This is a genomic window from Mesorhizobium sp. M0136 (assembly GCF_040322515.1).
In the GTDB taxonomy this organism is placed as follows: domain Bacteria; phylum Pseudomonadota; class Alphaproteobacteria; order Rhizobiales; family Rhizobiaceae; genus Mesorhizobium.
In genome coordinates this window covers 21,143-35,382 of record NZ_JAMYTP010000015.1, presented here as the reverse complement: position 1 = coordinate 35,382, position 14,240 = coordinate 21,143, and the positions used below count along the sequence as shown (strand labels likewise).

Annotated in this window: 13 protein-coding genes and 1 pseudogene; 9 read left to right on the top strand and 5 right to left on the bottom strand. The window is 62.6% G+C overall.

The genetic code is table 11. The features are described from left to right. Nucleotides 1–41 precede the first annotated feature (41 nt). The gene (locus NKJ35_RS18860) at nt 42–716 is read left to right on the top strand and encodes an alpha/beta hydrolase (RefSeq protein WP_023674683.1); all 675 of its coding nucleotides are present in this window, start codon (nt 42–44) and stop codon (nt 714–716) included. A gap of 6 nt (nt 717–722) precedes the next feature. Continuing rightward, on the top strand, nt 723–1,391 hold the full coding sequence (locus NKJ35_RS18855) for an FMN-binding negative transcriptional regulator (RefSeq protein WP_352649120.1): 669 nt from the start codon (nt 723–725) through the stop codon (nt 1,389–1,391). A 39-nt stretch (nt 1,392–1,430) separates the two neighbouring features. Here the strand turns inward: NKJ35_RS18855 and NKJ35_RS18850 are convergent, their stop codons facing one another. The 3 genes from NKJ35_RS18850 to NKJ35_RS18840 form a co-directional block, all read right to left on the bottom strand. Continuing rightward, complete coding sequence (locus NKJ35_RS18850; RefSeq protein ID WP_023674681.1) at nt 1,431–1,763, bottom strand: lipid-A-disaccharide synthase N-terminal domain-containing protein; 333 nt, start codon at nt 1,761–1,763, stop codon at nt 1,431–1,433. Continuing rightward, on the bottom strand, nt 1,756–2,484 hold the full coding sequence (locus tag NKJ35_RS18845; RefSeq protein WP_352649118.1) for a glycosyltransferase family 2 protein: 729 nt from the start codon (nt 2,482–2,484) through the stop codon (nt 1,756–1,758). Before NKJ35_RS18845 ends, NKJ35_RS18850 begins: the two co-directional genes overlap by 8 nt. A 116-nt stretch (nt 2,485–2,600) precedes the next feature. Then, the gene (locus tag NKJ35_RS18840; protein WP_352649116.1) at nt 2,601–2,786 is read right to left on the bottom strand and encodes a hypothetical protein; all 186 of its coding nucleotides are present in this window, start codon (nt 2,784–2,786) and stop codon (nt 2,601–2,603) included. Between NKJ35_RS18840 and tyrS the strand changes: the two genes are divergently transcribed. After that, a complete protein-coding gene (gene tyrS, locus NKJ35_RS18835; protein ID WP_352649114.1) occupies nt 2,773–4,026 on the top strand; it encodes a tyrosine--tRNA ligase in 1,254 nt (417 codons plus the stop codon). The genes NKJ35_RS18840 and tyrS overlap by 14 nt on opposite strands. 477 nt (nt 4,027–4,503) lie before the next feature. Here tyrS and NKJ35_RS18830 read toward each other — a convergent pair whose 3' ends face one another. Continuing rightward, complete coding sequence (locus NKJ35_RS18830) at nt 4,504–5,166, bottom strand: FMN-dependent NADH-azoreductase (protein ID WP_352649112.1); 663 nt, start codon at nt 5,164–5,166, stop codon at nt 4,504–4,506. Nucleotides 5,167–5,264: 98 nt separating this feature from the next. Here NKJ35_RS18830 and NKJ35_RS18825 point away from each other — a divergent pair, with 98 nt between their 5' ends. Continuing rightward, nucleotides 5,265–6,128 (top strand): LysR family transcriptional regulator, encoded by an 864-nt coding sequence (locus NKJ35_RS18825; RefSeq protein ID WP_352649110.1) that lies wholly within the window; start codon nt 5,265–5,267, stop codon nt 6,126–6,128. Between the two features lie 263 nt (nt 6,129–6,391). Here the strand turns inward: NKJ35_RS18825 and NKJ35_RS18820 are convergent, their stop codons facing one another. Beyond that, nucleotides 6,392–9,769 (bottom strand): hypothetical protein, encoded by a 3,378-nt coding sequence (locus NKJ35_RS18820; protein WP_352649108.1) that lies wholly within the window; start codon nt 9,767–9,769, stop codon nt 6,392–6,394. 96 nt (nt 9,770–9,865) lie between these two features. Between NKJ35_RS18820 and NKJ35_RS18815 the strand changes: the two genes are divergently transcribed. From NKJ35_RS18815 to NKJ35_RS18795, 5 genes and pseudogenes are all read left to right on the top strand, one after another. After that, entirely contained in the window at nt 9,866–10,333 is a 468-nt protein-coding gene (locus NKJ35_RS18815; RefSeq protein WP_352649106.1) for a peroxiredoxin, read from the top strand. A 138-nt stretch (nt 10,334–10,471) separates the two neighbouring features. Beyond that, nucleotides 10,472–11,752, top strand: coding sequence for a M23 family metallopeptidase (locus NKJ35_RS18810; protein ID WP_352649104.1), 1,281 nt, complete (start codon nt 10,472–10,474; stop codon nt 11,750–11,752). A gap of 20 nt (nt 11,753–11,772) precedes the next feature. Next, a pseudogene (locus tag NKJ35_RS18805) lies at nt 11,773–12,170 on the top strand (ABC transporter permease); the annotation flags it as partial. 121 nt (nt 12,171–12,291) lie between these two features. Next, entirely contained in the window at nt 12,292–13,458 is a 1,167-nt protein-coding gene (locus NKJ35_RS18800) for an ROK family transcriptional regulator (protein WP_352506457.1), read from the top strand. After that, nucleotides 13,455–14,219 carry an ATP-binding cassette domain-containing protein gene (locus NKJ35_RS18795; protein ID WP_254817614.1) on the top strand — a complete coding sequence of 255 codons (765 nt, stop codon included), beginning with the start codon at nt 13,455–13,457 and terminating at the stop codon, nt 14,217–14,219. The genes NKJ35_RS18800 and NKJ35_RS18795 overlap by 4 nt, the downstream gene beginning before the upstream one ends. Nucleotides 14,220–14,240 lie beyond the last annotated feature (21 nt).

The window sequence follows — 14,240 nt, the reverse complement described above, 5'->3', positions numbered from 1 at the left end:
TGTTCCGGGCGCCGCGCAATTTATGCCAAGTGGAGTATTTCATGCCTGAGGTCATTTTCACCGGTCCGGCCGGCCGTCTGGAGGGTCGCTATCAGCCCTCGAAGGAAAAGAGCGCGCCGATTGCCATCGTCCTGCACCCGCACCCCCAGTTCGGCGGTACGATGAACAACAAGATCGTCTACGACCTCTTCTACATGTTCCAGAAGCGCAATTTCACCACGCTGCGCTTCAATTTCCGCGGCATCGGCCGCAGCCAGGGAGAGTTCGACCACGGCACCGGCGAGTTGTCCGACGCCGCGGCGGCGCTCGACTGGGTGCAGTCGCTGCATCCCGATTCGAAGAGTTGCTGGGTTGCCGGCTATTCGTTCGGCTCGTGGATCGGCATGCAGCTTCTCATGCGCCGGCCGGAGATCGAGGGCTTTATCTCGGTCGCGCCCCAGCCCAATACCTATGATTTCTCGTTCCTGGCGCCATGCCCGTCGTCCGGCCTGATCATCCACGGCGACGCCGACAAGGTCGCGCCGCCCAAGGACGTTCAGGGCCTGGTCGACAAGCTCCACACGCAAAAAGGCATTACCATCACTCAGAAGACCTTGCCCGGCGCCAACCATTTCTTTGCCAACCATGCGGAGCTTCTGATCGAGGAATGCGCGGACTACCTCGATCGCCGGCTGGCCGGGGAACTGTCCGACCCACGGCCGAAGCGGCTGAGATAATCGGCGATGTACCAACCGCCTCACTTCCAGGAAACACGGCCGGACGTCCTGCACGGGCTGATCCGGGCGCATCCGCTTGGCCTGCTGGTGTCGAACGGCACCGAGGGGCCGATCGCCAACGCAATTCCCTTTCTTCTAGACGCGCCCTCCCTGCTCAACGCCGATGTGCCGCCGAACGGCAGGCTGCGCGCCCATCTGGCCAAGGCCAATCCGCAATGGCGGCTTTTGGCCGACAATCCCCTGGCGCCGGTGCTGGTCGTCTTCCAGGGCGCCGATGCCTATGTGACGCCGTCCTGGTATGAGACCAAGCGTGAAACCGGCAAGGTGGTACCGACCTGGAACTACGCCATCGTCCAGGTGCGCGGCATCGTCACGGTGATCGAAGACCAGGATTGGCTGGCCCGGCAGATTTCCGATCTGACGATGTCGCAGGAGGGCAGCCGCTCGGCGCCATGGGCGGTGACCGACGCGCCGGCACCCTTCATCCAGTCACAGATCAAGGGCATCGTCGGCCTGGAAATCGAAATCACCGAAATCAGCGGCAAGTGGAAAGTCAGCCAGAACCGCCCGGCCGCCGACCGCATCGGTGTCGCCGAGGGGCTCGAGAGCGAGGCCGTCAACTCGGCCGACATGGTCCAGCTGGTAAGGTCCTACGGCGGGCTGGACGGCAAGTAATCTGAGTTGCTTGCTCGACCGGTTCAGGCGGTGGCGGGCTCAATCGACCTTGGTCATCGCCGCTTTGCGCTCGTTGGCGATCAGCCAGAGATTGCGGATATAGATCAACAGGCCCATAGCCTGGCCGGCGATGAACACCGGATCCTGACGCTGGATGGCGTAGATCAGCAGCAGGCCGCCGCCGAACAGCGAAAAGAACCAGAAGGCAATCGGCACGACGCTGCGCTTGGCTTTTTCCGACGCCACCCACTGGACCAGAAAGCGCATGGTGAAGAAGAACTGGGCGACGAAGCCGAGCAGCACCCAGGCATCGAATTGCTTGACGAAAACATCGTGAAGCCAGGTCGCCAATTCCTGAAGCACATTACCCATGCCTGATTTCCTCTACTTTGGGCATTCTGCGGCGCCTGCGGCGCAGCCACCAGACGCCGGCAAGATCGAGCACGCCCTGAAGGCCGCGATCGAAGATGCCGTAATTCGATTTGCCGTGACGGCGGGAGCGGTCGACGACATCGCAATGGACGACGCGGTAGCCCTCCTGGATGACCAGCGCTGGAACAAAGCGATGGGTGCCGTCGAAGAAGGGCAATTTCCGCAAAATGTCGGTGTGAATCGCTTTGAGGCCGCAGCCGGTATCCCGCGTCTCGTCGTGCAGGATGGCTTTTCTCAGCCCGTTGGCAAAACGCGACGCCAGTTGCTTGATCTTGCTGTCGCGGCGCTTCAGACGCTGTCCCTGCGCGGCCCCGACTTCGGGACCAGCCTGCCGCAACGCGTCGATCAACACTGGGATATAGCCGGGGTCGTTCTGGCCGTCGCCGTCAATGGTGGCGACGATATTGCCGCGCGCCGCCCAGGCGCCTGAGCGCACCGAAAGCGACTGTCCGGCGGATTTTTCATGCCTGAGATGGCGCAGCGGAAACCGGCGAAGCGCTGCTTCTGCTGCAAGCACCGAAGGCGTATCGTCTGTCGAGCCATCGTCGACGACAATGACTTCGAAGTCCCGCCCGGCCATGGCAATGCCGATCTCGTCGAGCAGAAGCGGCAGGTTCGCCGCCTCGTTCCGGCAAGGAATGACGATGGATATCTCCGGCATCTCGACTCTGTCACAGGATATGGCATTCGATCGATGCCGGGCGGTCCAGAGGAAGAGCCCCGCTGGCGCGGCGCCTCATTACGCCAGCCGAAACAATGACGCAAGCAGGCCGCACGCTATCCGCGCGGACACAAAACCGGATTCCACTTTTGCTGATCGCGCAAAACCATCCGAAGCGTGATCGGACGCAAAACCGGATTCCACTTTTGCTGATCGCGCTTGAGTGCTAAACGCCCGCCTTCATGCATAGCCGGGCCGCGTTCGGCCGGAAGCTTTTCGGGAAAGAAAATGTCCGCCTTCAAATCCGATTTCCTGCGCACCATGAGCGAGCGTGGTTTCATCCACCAGACCTCGGACGATGCCGGCCTCGACCAGCTTTTCGCCACGGAAACGGTGAGCGCCTATATCGGCTTCGACGCCACCGCGAGGAGCCTGCATGCCGGGTCGCTGATCCAGATCATGATGCTTTACTGGCTGCAGCAGACCGGCCACCGGCCGATCGCGCTGATGGGCGGCGGCACCTCGATGATCGGCGATCCGTCGTTCAAGGACGAGGCGCGCAAGCTTTTGACGCCGCAGGACATCGAGACCAATCTCGCCGGCATCCGCCGCAACTTCACGCCCTACCTCAAATTCGGCAGCGGCCCGAACGGCGCCGTCATGATCAACAATGCCGACTGGCTGATGGATATCAACTACGTCAATTTCCTGCGCGATGTCGGCCGGCATTTTTCGGTCAACCGCATGCTGGCCTTCGATTCGGTCAAGCTCCGGCTGGATCGCGAGCAGTCGCTATCGTTCCTCGAATTCAATTACATGATCCTGCAGGCCTACGACTTCGTCGAGCTCTACAAGCGCCTCGGTTGCCGGCTGCAGATGGGCGGCTCCGACCAGTGGGGCAACATCGTCAACGGTATCGATCTCGGCCATCGCATGGAAGGCGCGCAGCTCTATGCGCTGACGACGCCGCTGCTCACCACCTCCTCTGGCGCCAAGATGGGCAAGTCCGCCTCGGGCGCGGTCTGGCTCGATGCGGAGATGTTGAGCCCGTACGCGTTCTGGCAATATTGGCGCAACACCGAGGATGCCGATGTCGGCCGTTTCCTCAAGCTCTACACGACCTTACCGCTCGCCGAGGTCGCGCGCCTCGAACGGCTCGGCGGCTCGGAGATCAACGAAGCCAAGAAGATCCTCGCCACCGAAATCACCGCCATGCTACATGGCCGCGAGGCGGCAGAGGAGGCCAGCGAAACGGCGCGCAAGACGTTCGAAGAAGGGGCGCTCGCCGAAACACTGCCAACAGTCGAGGTGGGCAGGGCCGATCTTGAAGCCGGCGTCGGCATATTGTCGCTGTTCGTCACCGCCGGGCTGGCTGCGTCCAACGGCGAGGCACGGCGGCATATCCAGGGCGGCGCCATGCGCCTTAACGATCAGCCCGTGTCAGACGATCGCAGGATGGTGACGCTGCAGGATCTGGGGCCGGAAAACGTCGCAAAGCTGTCCCTCGGCAAGAAGAAGCACGTTCTGGTGCGGCCGGTCTGACCAGGGCCCGCCCTTCCTGTTAGATCTTTTCCGAAACCGGTTTCATCTTGCGGCGCTGGACCTTAGGTTCGGAATCACGGCCGAGGTTAATCAGCTAGCTCCCGAGAATGGCCGAGATGCCATTCGTCTCATCGATCGGAAGGAGCAGGTAGCGCAAATTGCGGACGTTCTGCGGCGCTTCGATGAACGTCTTGTTCGGGGCCGGAAGCGGACCGCCTGCTCGTAGAAGCGAGATTTATACAAGCTGACATTAAGTTCCGCGCGAGCAGCCTCCTGATCTGATCCAAAACGGTCCTTGCCGGGACTGATCCATTGCCTGAAAGCGGACGTAGGTAGAATCGGTGCGCCTGCCCCGGCTTAGGCGACGTTGCGGACGTCCGTTCTCCAAAGTTGTTATGCCGGGTGGACGGGGATGCACGTGCAAGCTGGGGTCAGAACGGGTTATCAACGCGCTTGTCCGCAGCAAGCGCTTCATAATCATGCAATCGCCTCTGTTGTGCGTGACAGGAGGTCTTCCGCCAGCCGTGACGCGGCCTCTCGCGCATCCTGGCGAGCCGCATGATCAATATCGGGTCCAAAGAGGGTCTTCTGGATAATTAGACTGCGGACATCTTCGATACCGATGAAGCGCAACCACGCTTCTATATAAGGTTTTTGAAAATCGAAGCGCTGCGCCGGAGTGATAGATTGCGCTGCATAGTCGAGACCTCGCGCGTAGACGACCACTGCGATCTTATCCCGGAGCAGTCCTCCGAACCCGCGTTCAGGATCGAACGAGAAAAGGATGTCCTTCTGCGATACCAGGTCGATGAAGTGCTTGAGCTTGTAGGGAATGCTGAAATTCCACAGAGGCGTCGACAGCAGGACAATATCCGCCCAGTGCAGTTGTTGCGCCAACTCTTGCAATGTGGCCCATGCCTGCTGTTGAGAAGGGGTAAGCGGCGCGCCGCTGAGCCCCGCATATTTGGCCAACATCGCGTCCTCACCGAATTCGGGGAGGTCGACATCCCATAGGTTGAGCGTTGAAATCTCCAAGTCGGGTCGCCGAGCACGATAGGTTTGAACAAAGGCGTCGGCGACCTCACGCGAGGCGGAACGCTCTTTGCGGGGCGAGGAAACGATATGCAGTAGCTTGGTCATGGACCACCCTTGCTCATTGTGATGAACCACATTGCGTCATATTTCAATTCGATATAGAAATTGAGATTATCGACGATATTCATCATGGATCACAATATATGTTGGAATTGGTCCTGCTCAGGACGTTCGTCGCCGTGTTCGACGAAGGCGGCTTCAGTCGGGCAGGAGCGCGACTGAACCTTACGCAGTCGGCCGTCAGTGGGCACCTGCGCCGTCTCGAGGAGCAGGTCGGAAAGCCCTTACTCAACAGGACGACGCGCTCGCTGGAGATGACACCCGATGGCGAGCGCCTGCTCGCCTATGCCCGGGCGATGCTCGCCCTTAACCGGGATGCTTTGGCCGATCTGGCGCAGGCACCCTTTCACGGCAGAGTTCGCGTCGGCCTCTCGGAAGACTTCGCACAGGTCCCCATCCTTCGCGCCTTGCAGGCATTCGGCGCTGATCGCCCCGGATTGCAGGTCGAGGTGCAAGTCGGGATTCCGAGTGCGCTCCTCTCGAAGATGAAGGAGGGCAACATCGAACTGGTGCTCGGATCACAATGTGAGGGTGAGGAGATGGGGCGCCTCCTGTGGCGCGAGCCTCTTGTCTGGGCATGGGCGGATCGTACCGGCGTGAATCTTCCGGACCCGCTGCCGTTGGCTGTGTTGCCGGAACCTTGCCCCTACAGGGAAGTTGCCCTTGAACGGCTTGCCAAGGCCGGGATCAGCCAGCGCACGGTGATGATCTGCGCAAGCAACTCCAGCCTGAGGGCGGCTGCCATCTCAGGCTTTGCTGTAGCGCCGATGATCGCCAGTCAGCTGAGAAACGGCCTGGTCAGGGTACCCGAAAGCCACGGTCTGCCAGAGTTACCAGAAGCGGAGTTCAGGCTATTTGCCGCATCGAACGGCGATACCTCCGTCCTCGAAGAACTGGCGGAGGCCATCATGAATGCCGTTCCTCGAAGGCACGCTGGCGAGGAGTGATCCTGAACTCGCACCGACGTCTGCTTTATGGCTAGTTCCGAATGTCCAGAAATGGCGCAACCGCGACCTCCATCATGGTCACTAACTATGTCTGCTGTCAGGCAATGGTAACAGTCACCTCAATGGCCGAGATTGCGGCGCAAAGCGGCCATTTAAGCCCGGGCTGACGTCAGTCGCCTTTGGATCATGGGCGTGAATTCGCGGGCGGACGAGCGGCCGGTTGAGATCAAAACTCGGTCGCTCGAGGTAATTGGGTTTTGACCTCACCGATACTCGAAGATCGACCTGAAAATCCCGGGCGCTATCACCGATAGCGGATTGACCTCCAGGTTAGGCTTGTTGGCGTTGCCCTTGAGCCTGTAGGTGACGCCGATCAGGCCGCGGTCGCGGCCGTTGCCGAGCAGCGCACCGATCAGCGGCAGTTCGCCGAAGATGCGGTTTACGCCGTACGCCGGCATGAACGTGCCGGTCATATCCATGTTGTTGTTCTGGTCGTAGAGCGTGCCCTGGAAGGTGGTGCCGATGCGCGAGCCGCGCAGCACGCCGTTGCGCAGCTTCAGATAGCCACTGCCCTTGTCGATCTCGCTGAAGCCGCGCTCGAATTTCACCCTCGACGTGTCGAGATTGCCTTTGACCGCCTCGTTGAGGCTGCGGCTGTCGCCAGCCGGCGTCGTCGACACGATCGAGGCGAGCTTCGGCTCATTGACGACAACGAAATTCCTGGCGTCGACCTGGCCTTTCATCGGCCCGTCGGCAGCCCCGGTGAGCGCCAGCGTGATCGAGCCGCCTTCCATGTGCTCGTAGATGTTGAGGAAGCGCAGTATGGCGCCGGCGTCGGCCGACTTCATGTTGAGCGTTCGCAGGCCGCCGCCGGTCGTGTTGCTCACGGTGATCGCGGCTCCCGAACTTGCGGTGGCACTCACCTTGAGCCCGTTCACTCTGGAGCCGGCGGCGCTGTAGTCGAGCTTCAAATTCGACAGCACCTCGTCGTGGAAGCCGGTCAGGGAGCTGACGTCGGCGCTGACCGAGATCGCATCGACGCCGGTGGTCTTGGTGGCGGTATCGACATCGGACGTGAATTGCTTGATCAGCGAGCGTGCGTCCAACGCGCTGCCGCTGACCTCGACCGCATAGGCCTTGCCCGACCGCTTCACCGAGACGGCGACGTCGTCGCCCCTGTTCAACTTGACCTTGCTGAAGCGGGCCGAGGACAAGGTGCCGTTAACCAGCACGGCGCTGCCGTCGATGGAGAAGGTCTTGCCGTCGAGTTCGAAATTGGACAGCGTCGTGGTGTCGCCGGTCTTCGCCATGGCGAAGACGACCTTGGCGGGAATGCCGGGGCCCTTGCTCCAGCCGGCCCAGGGAATGTCCAGCCTGGCATTGCTCAGGTCGGCCGACACGTTCTGGTTGCCGGCGCCGCTCTTGTCGATCGCCACCTTGATGGTTCCGGAAAGCAGCGTCGACAGGCCAGGCATGGCGCTGGCGCGCGTCTTGTCGTCGAGCACCAGCGCTACTTTACGACTGCGCGGCGGGCCGCCATCCCGCAGCGGCTCAATCAGGTCGAGCTCGGCCGGAATCCCGTTGAGCAGTGCCTTGGCCGAGATCACCGCCCGGTCGGGCGCGACCGTGATCGAGCCGTCGGCTCGGCTGACCGTCTGGCCCTCGAACGGCTTGCCCAGCGACAGGTCCTTGTAGTCGAGCGCCACCAGCCAATCGAGTTTGGACGAGTCGACACCGGACTGCAGCGGAATATCAGCCTTGACGTGGCCGGTCACCGTGCCGGACAGGTCGTCCGGCAGCAGGCCGACATGGCGCATGGCGTTGATCGGGTCAAACGATGCCAGTTCGGCGATTGCCGGCGCCTCGCCGGCGACATCGATGTCGAGCGCGCCGATCACCGGCGGATGGTTCGCCGCCTTGACGGTAAGCGTGCCGTTGCTTGCCGCCACGGTGCGGCCGCTCGGCATATAGACGCTGCCCGAGGACAGCGCGACGTCGACGTCGTTGCCGTGGAAGCCGACAACGCCGACGGCATCGCGGATCGGCGGAATGCGGCCGGCCGTATCGAAGCGCGATCCTTCGACCTGGAAACGGCCGAACACTTCATCGGCGGAAAGCGGCACGCCGTTGCCGAGCCGTCCGGGCACGACCTGGAATTGCAGGCTGCCATTGGCGACGCGGCCGCCGAACAGGTTCTTAAGCACCCACAGCCTGGCATTGCGCGCCGAAAACCACGGCCATAATTGCTTGACGTGCGAGACCGGCATGTCGTGGACATTGAGCGCCACCGATATGCCCGGCGCCTGGTTGGCGACGAATGAAACCGAAGCCGTGCCCAGCACTTCGCTGCCGGGTCCGGACCGGACGCCGATCTGCTCGGCGATCAGCTTTTGGCTCGTCGGCTGGTAGACGCCGGCAATACGGGCGATGAAGCTGAGCGCCGGCTCCGGCGAATCCGAAGGCGCCAGGGTCGAACCGTCGCTGGTCAGGTCGTAACGATAGGATGGCTCCTCGCCGGCTGTGCCGGTAGCCGGCTTCGGCCCGATCGAACCGGCGAAATCGAAGGTCGAGCGGCCGGTTTTCACCAGCAAACTGTCGACCTGGATCTTGTTCGACCCGGCGACGAGCGTCGCATCGAGATCGATATCGGCCGGAAGCAGGCCGCGCGAACCGAGATCGAGCACCGATCCGGTCAGCGACAGGGCAGCGGTCAGCCGCGAACCGTTGTCGCCGGTCCCTTCCGACCCCGCCAGCTTCAAGGCGATCGCGCCCAATTTGCCACCTGCTGCCGCAGCGTCGGCATCCGCCGCCTGGATGCTGGCGTCCAGCGTGGTGATGCGTCGCGTCGCCGGATCGCGGGTGGCGGAAGCGGCAATGGTAAGCGCCCTGCCGTCGACATCCGCGTCGGATGAAAACTCCATGCTTCCCGGTCCCGATTGCGAGACTGAGGCGTCGGCGATGGTGACCGACTCGACCGATCCGGCCTCGGGCAGTGCCAGCTCGACGTTGCGCAGATCGATCTGGCGCATCGAATCCTCGCGCACCGCATCGAGCGCACGGTTGAGGTTGGCGAAGACGGCGGCGGAAAGTTTTTCCGGATCGATGAGGCCGTCCTGGTTGCGCAGCTCCGCCGTCCAGTCACCGCCGGACGGCATTGCCGCCATGACGATGTGCGCGTCGGAAATCCGGGCGCTGGTCAGCCGCACCTCGCCCGAAAGCAACGGGATCAGCCGGATGCCAAAGCGGACCCGGCCGGCGTCGGCCATCGGTTTTCCGTCGGCGGTCTTGAGGCTGACGTCGCTGACCTGCAGCGCAATGAAGCTCGACCCGTCAAGCGTCAGCCGGGCCGGCCCGACGGCAACGTCGACATCGAAGCCTGCCAACTTCTCGATTGCCGTTTCGGCTTCCGCGCGAAGCCGCTCCGAGCCGAAGCCGGACACGCCGATCGCGTAGACGCCGGCGGCAGCCAGCAGCACAAGGGCGACGACGCCGGCAAACAGCCGCGCCATCAAACGGACGCCGCGACCGATCGACGCCTGGCCGAGCGGCGGGACGCGGCACGCGGACGGAAAGGTTCCCAGGTCGGTGATCTCGTCACGCCTGAACCTGATCTTCTCGTGCTGCGGTAGCTCCTGATCCACGCAATCTTCCGTTGAAACGAATTCGATCGTGGACGAATCCCCGCTCGACATTATATCGGTGCAGCCTGGCGCGTAACTTCAAACAAGGGCATCGGTATGGCTGACCTCGACGTGGGCGATGTTGCGCCGCAATTCGATCTTCCGCGCGACGGCGGCGGTTCACTCAGCCTCGCCGCATTGCTGGGAAAACCCATCGTACTCTATTTCTACCCACAGGACGACACCACAAGCTGCACCAACGAGGCGATCGGCTTTTCGCAGTTGAAGCCGGAGTTCGAAAAGGCCGGCGCTGTCGTCATCGGGCTCTCGCCGGACAGCGCCAAGAAACACGACAAATTCAAGGCGAAGTACGATCTGAGCGTCGATCTTGTCGCCGACGAAGAGCGCAAAGTGATCGAGGCTTACCATTTGTGGGTGGAAAAGAAGCTCTACGGCCGCACCTATATGGGCGTAGAGCGGGCGACGTTCCTGATCGGCCGCGACGGACGCATCGCCAGGATCTGGCGCAACGTCCGCGTCAAGGGGCACGCCGAAGAGGTGCTGGAGGCGGTTCGCGCGCTTTGAGAGCTGCGCCAGGCCGTTGCAATGCGATGCCCGTTTTACGCGAAGACCTTTGCCTGTCGTTCGATCCGGCAAAACTTTGTTAACCCTAATAATGTGTAATCAGGCTCGTCGTTGGTGTCGTAACGAAAGCTTGGTCCCGTGAACGTAGCCAGTCAGTCAGCGGTCTTCGGCAGACGCAAAGAGCCCCACACGGTCATCATCGCCCGGGGCGACCAGATAAGGCATTTCATCATACGCCCGTGGCTTGCGGCATTTTGCGGCTCGGCGCTGGCGGCGATCGTCATCGGCTACCTGCTGGCGACCTCTTATCTGGTGCTGCGCGACGATCTGATCGGCGCCACGACGGCGCGGCAGGCGCGCATGCAGCAGGCCTACGAAGACCGCATCTCGGCACTGCGCAGCCAGGTCGACCGCATCACCAGCCGCCAGCTACTCGATCAGCAGCTGATGGAAACCAAAGTCAGCGAGCTGCTGGAACGGCAGAGCCAGCTCAGCCTGCGTCACGGCCGCCTCGGGCCGATCCTCGAACGAGCCGAAAACCAGGTCGCAACGCCGCCCGTGCCGACGGCAAAGCCGGACGAACATGCCGCCGCGACCGGCAGCATCCAGCCGATTGCCTATTCCGTCGCCAGCCTTGCTGCCCCCCTTCCCAGCAACGACACCAGGCCGTTCTCACTGTGGTCGACCCGCGCCGATCCGCTGCCGAGCGAAAGCGCGGCCGACCGGGCAGACAAGCTCTTCGTCTCGATCAACAACTCGCTGAAGGCCATCGAGAGCCAGCAGCTCACCCGCATCGCCACACTTGCCGACAATGCCTACAAAAGCGCCGACGCGATCTCGCAGGCGCTCGAGGCCGCCGGCCTGCCCGTCGATAGCGACTTCGAAAAGAGCGACGTCGGTGGCCCGCTGATACCACTCGACAGCTCGTTGGTCTTCGACAGCAAGGTCAAGGAGTTGGACGAGGCTCTTGATGCGCTGGATCATCTTAAAAAGGAAGCGCGGCGGCTGCCGCTCGCCAACCCCGCGCCCGGCCATAACGTCACCAGCCCGTTCGGCGTGCGCACCGACCCTATCCTCGGCACGGCCGCCTTGCATTCCGGCATGGATTTCAGGGCGCCGATCGGTATGCCGGCCAAGGTCACGGCAGCCGGCGTGGTCGTCAAGGCCGGCTGGAACGGCGGCTACGGCCGCATGATCGAGGTCGACCACGGCAACGGTTTTGTGACGCGTTACGGGCATCTCAGCGAAATCGACGTCGCCGTCGGACAGAAGCTCGATGCCGGAGACATGATCGGCAAGACTGGCAACAGCGGCCGCTCAACCGGCCCGCATCTGCATTACGAGGTCCGCCACAACGGCGAGGCAATCGATCCGCTGCGGTTTCTGACCGTCGGCAAGAAGGTCGAGCGGTACCTCTAGGGAGCCGGGCTGCTCCCATCGGGCTCGGCATGACGCCGAAGATCGTGATCGCGGCGGTGATCTGCTTCTTCCCGACGCTGGTCAACATGATCCGCGGGCTGGACTCGGCCAGCGACAACGAGCACGAACTGTTCCGGGTGTGTCGGCCACGCGCTGGGAGATCTTGTGGAGCCTGCGCCTGCCAAGAGCATTGCCGATGCTGTTCTCCTCGTTACGAATCGCTTCGGCCACGGCCGTGATCGGAGCCATCGTCGGCGAGTGGATCGGGTCGGATAAGGGCCTCGGCGCGCTCATCATCCAGGCGACCTTCAACTATCAATCGGATCGGCTCTATGCGGCGATCGTGCTGTCGTCGTCCTTGTCAATCGCGATCTTCGCAATCGTGGTTCTGCTGGAGCGCCGTGCCATCCGCTATTGACCATGCCTCTGAGCGGCCATCCGCCAGGTTCGCTCTGCACGGGCTGTCAATTTTATTTTTGAATTCCATTTGACTGAATAAATCTTCAGTGCCAGTCTAGCCTCTCTCGGGGGCACAAGGCATGGCACTGCGGGGAACCAATCAGGAGTTCGGGCGGCCGTATAATCGGCGCATCGTGCTCGAATCCATCCGCCTTCACGGACCGATTGCCCGCGGCGACATTGCAAGACGCGTCGGGCTCACCGTGCAGACGGTGTCGACCATCGTTCGCGAGCTGGAAGAGCACGGTTACGTGTTGTCGCTGCGCGAAGAGCCCAAGGGGCGCGGCCTGCCACCGGCGACGCTGCGCATCAATCCGGAAGGCGGCTATGCAGTCGGCATCCACGTCACCCCGCTGGGCATCAATGCCGCCCTGATCAACCTAAGCGGCGATGTTATCGAGAGCACCTACCGCGAAGCCCCAAATGCAACGCCCGACCACGCTTTCGACCTGATCGGCGCCATGGTGCTCGAATTGACGGCATTGCGGCCCGGTGGCCGCGTTCTCGGCATCGGCATGGCGCTGCCCGGACCGTTCGGCGTGGAGTCCATGAGCTTTGTGGGGCCGACCACCATGACCGGCTGGAAGGATGTGGCGCTACGCGAGCGGCTGGCCGCCTCAACCGGGCTGCCGGCCTTTTTCGAAACCGACATGGCGGCGGCGGCTATCGGCGAGCGCCTCTACGGCCTCGGGACGGCATATTCCGAATATTACTATCTCTATTTCGGTGTCGGCCTCGGCGGCGTCATGGTGCATGATGGGGCCGCATTGCGCGGCGCCTGGGGAAATGCCGGCGAGATCGGCCACATTCCTGCTGTGCCGGGCGGCGAGCCGTGCCCGTGCGGCAATCGCGGCTGCCTCGAACGGTATCTCTCGCTCGAGGCGCTGCGGCGCCGCAAAATCGCCGACGCCGAGTGGGTGAGCGAGATTGCGCCGATATTCCGCAACGCCGTCACCATCATCGAAAACCTGTTCGACCCCGAAACCATCATCCTCGGCGGACTGGCATCCACCGACCTGCTCGAAAGGCTTGCCGGCGCGGCCGCGCACCTGCCCAACTCGGTCTCGGCGCGAAGCGATCGCACGACGCCCCGCGTCAGCGTCGCACGCGGCGGCCAGCATGCGGTGTTGCGCGGCGCCGCCGCACTTGCCGTTTCGGGGGTGCTTTCGCCGCGCTTCGGCCAGATCTTCACCGCCGAACGCGAACGCGGTCGGGATCTCTTGCATAACAAGGGGATCGCGGCATGAGTGAACCGCTGCTGGTGCTCGACAACGTCGCCAAGAATTACGGCGCTATCGAAGCGCTGAAAGGCATCAGCTTTTCGATCGGCAAGGGCGAAGTGGTGGCGCTTCTGGGCGACAACGGCGCCGGCAAATCGACGCTGGTCAAGATCATTGCCGGCGGCCTCGAGCCGACCTCCGGCCGCATGCTGTTCGAAGGCAAGGAATTCCTGGCCAAATCTCCCGCCGAGGCCAAGGCCGCTGGGATCGAGACGGTCTACCAGGACCTGTCGCTTTGCACCAACGTCGACGTGGTCGCCAATTTCTTCATGGGCCGCGAGATCACCAGGAAGGTTCTCGGCATTCCGGTACTCGACGAGCGCGCGATGGAGCAGGTGGTACAAAGGGCACTGGCCAGCGCCGGCACCCGCATTCCCTCGCTTCGCACCAATGTCGAGCATCTTTCCGGCGGCCAGCGGCAGGCCATCGAGCTCAATCGGTTCGTGCATTTTGGCGGCAAGCTGGTGCTTCTCGACGAGCCGTTCGCGGCGCTCGGCGTCGAGCAGACGCGGCGCGGCCTCGACATGATCCGCCAGGTGGCGAGCCAGGGCATCGGCGTCGTCATCATCACCCATATCATGCAACAGGCCTTCCAGGTCGCCGACCGGATCGTGGTGATCCGGCAAGGTGTAGTGGCTGGCGACGTCGCACGCAACAAAACAAGTCCCGATGCGGTGATCAACATGATCACCGGAGAGACGCTCGCCGGTGCCGGACCGGCGAACTGAGGGACAAATGAGGGGTCCGGC